Origin of the sequence: Melaminivora alkalimesophila, assembly GCF_000282995.1 — a bacterium.
GTDB classification, from domain to species: domain Bacteria; phylum Pseudomonadota; class Gammaproteobacteria; order Burkholderiales; family Burkholderiaceae_C; genus Melaminivora; species Melaminivora alkalimesophila.
Genome location: NZ_ALEE01000334.1, coordinates 1 through 861 on the forward strand (window position 1 = coordinate 1; position 861 = coordinate 861).

At 77.0% G+C, this 861-nt stretch carries 1 pseudogene; it reads right to left on the reverse strand.

The features are described from left to right. A pseudogene (locus tag A612_RS17335) lies at positions 1-861 on the reverse strand (translocation/assembly module TamB domain-containing protein); the annotation flags it as partial.

Genomic DNA, 861 nt, shown 5'->3' on the forward strand with positions numbered 1-861 from the left:
GGCTGCCGGCGCTGGCCTGCAGCTGCACGCGTGCCTGCTGCGCGTCCTGCTTCACCTGGCCCGCCAGTTCGAGGTCGAGCTGGCGCAGGCTTCCCTGGACGGAAGCCTGCACGGCGGACAGGTCGAGCGCCAGCGCATCCCCGGCGTCGCCCGGTCCGGGAGCGCGGGCGACGTGCAGGCGAGGGGCCTGCCACTGGGCCTGCAGCGTGAAGTCGGGGGCGGCTGCGCCCGGCCCTGCAGGGCGCTTGGCATCTGCGGCCAGCAGGCCGGCCGCCTGCAGCTGCTGCTGGGCCGCTTGCCAGCCGCCGCGCCAGCGCAGCTCGAGCCGGGTGCGGCCCTGCAGGCTCCAGCCGCCCTGCGGGACCGCCAGGCCTTCCACCCATGCCTGGGCGCGCTGGGCGTCCGCCACGTTCAGTTCCAGCACGCCGGCTCCGCTGCGCGCTGCGATGTCTCCATCCAGGCGGGCCGTGGCGCCCGGCAGTTCGGCCTGGACGCGTCCGCGCGCGGCTTGCCGCGCCACGTCGAGTTGCAGCGTCCGGGCCTGCACTCGGGCGCCCTGCGCTGCCAGCACCAGTTCGCGCAGCTCGAGCTGCCGGTCCTGCCAGCGGCCCTGGGCGCTCAGCTGCTGCAGCGCGATCGGCGCAGGGGTCCCGGCGCCCGCGGAGGTGCCGCGTGCGCGGGCGGCAGCGGCGCGCAGGTCGACCCGAAAGCGCACCGCGCCGTCCGCACTGCCGTCGGCGCTGGCCGTGCCGCTGAGAGGTGCCGGCGCCAAGCGGCTGTGCAGGCGCGCGGGATCGACGCCCTGCACCCGCGCCTCGCCCTGCAGCTGCTGTGTGGCGGAGCTGAAGCTGCCCTGCAGGC